General features: G+C 67.4%; 2 protein-coding genes. Both read right to left on the bottom strand.

The features are described 5' to 3' along the window. Window positions 1–333: hemerythrin domain-containing protein (locus AB0M20_RS43865; protein ID WP_364307455.1), on the bottom strand; the 333-nt coding region annotated here is incomplete at its 3' end. Window positions 334–405: 72 nt separating this feature from the next. Continuing rightward, window positions 406–1,343 (bottom strand): right-handed parallel beta-helix repeat-containing protein (locus tag AB0M20_RS43870; RefSeq protein ID WP_364307456.1); only part of this gene is annotated, 938 nt, incomplete at its 5' end.

Raw genomic sequence — 1,343 nt, forward strand, 5'->3', positions numbered from 1 at the left:
CAGGAGGCTCTCCAGCCGGCGCAAGGCGGTGTCGAACTCCGCACTGGACACATCGACGGCCTCCAGCTGCTTCATGGCCTGCTCGAGTTCCTTGTGCTCCTCGATGTCGTGCTCGACGGCCTTCTCGCCGTCGGGCAGATGTTTGCGCATGGCCGGGTACACGTACATCTCCTCGGCCACGGCGTGGCGTACCAACTCGCTGATCGCCGTGTCGGTGAGATCGCGCCGGATCATCGGATCACGCACCGACCAGATCTCACTGATCAAGGCGGTGACGTCACGGTGGTCACTGGTCAGGATGTCGATCACGTCTTCACCGCTGTCGCTGGTCATGGGGTCTCCTCGAGGTTGACTGCGGCGCGGATACCCGGCAGACACCCGATTACGCACCCCGATGTCAGGGCATCACCAGACCCGAGTGCGGGACGCGCCCGACTTGAGCTCGCTGAGCGGACCGGCGGGGTGTTCGCGCTCGTCGGTCTTCCGGGAGCCGGCCAGGTCGATCTCCATCACCGCCGGGCTGCCGTCGGGCTCCTCGAAGTCCGCGTCCACGAATCGGACGCGCTCGAGGTCCCTTCCGGAGATCACCGGAACGCGGGCCGCGTCGAACGCCTCCGGCAGCCGCAACTCGACGTAGACGCTGTCGCCCTCGTCGACGACCCCGAACTCCACGTCCGCATCGCCGAGGTCGACGGCGCCCTGCTCCGCCTCGTAGGCACTGGCCCCGGCGGCGTAGACGTTGTCGCGGATGTAGACCGGCTGCGGCACGCCGGCGAACCGCTCATGGTCGCCGCGGGACGGGTCGCCGACCCGGGCGATGTAGTCGGCGAGCGACGCCGGGTGCCCGTTGTATCCGGCGGTGCCGTATCCGACCGCGTCGCGCACCCGTGCGTCCGGCCCGTACGCCTGATCGGGGTCACCACCGAGGAAGACGTTGCCGATGTAGCGGTCGTCGCCTCCGTAGATGGCCGCGTATCCGGCGACCTGGGTGCTGTGCGGCCGGTGATAGGGCGTCGGCCGTTCGACGACCGGCACGAGCGCCAGCGTTCCGCGCACCAGGTTGTTGACGAATGCGCCGCCCTGGCTGAACAGCTCCACCGATGCCGGCGATGCGAACAGATTGTGGTCGACCAGGTGGGGCCCGTGGCTCACCTCGATGAAGAGGTCGCGTTTGTTGTTGTAGTACAGGTTCCGCGTGACCCGGGTGCCCTGCGTCTGCCAATCCAGCCAGGTGCCCAGCGAGCAGTCGTGGATCCGGTTGTGCCGGATGACGACATCGATCGCGGCGTGCAGCTTGATGCCGCCGATCTCGTAGCCGTAGAACTCCCGCTTCAGCGCGATGT

Origin of the sequence: Actinoplanes sp. NPDC051633 (genome assembly GCF_040681735.1) — a bacterium.
Classification (GTDB): Bacteria; Actinomycetota; Actinomycetes; order Mycobacteriales; family Micromonosporaceae; genus Actinoplanes.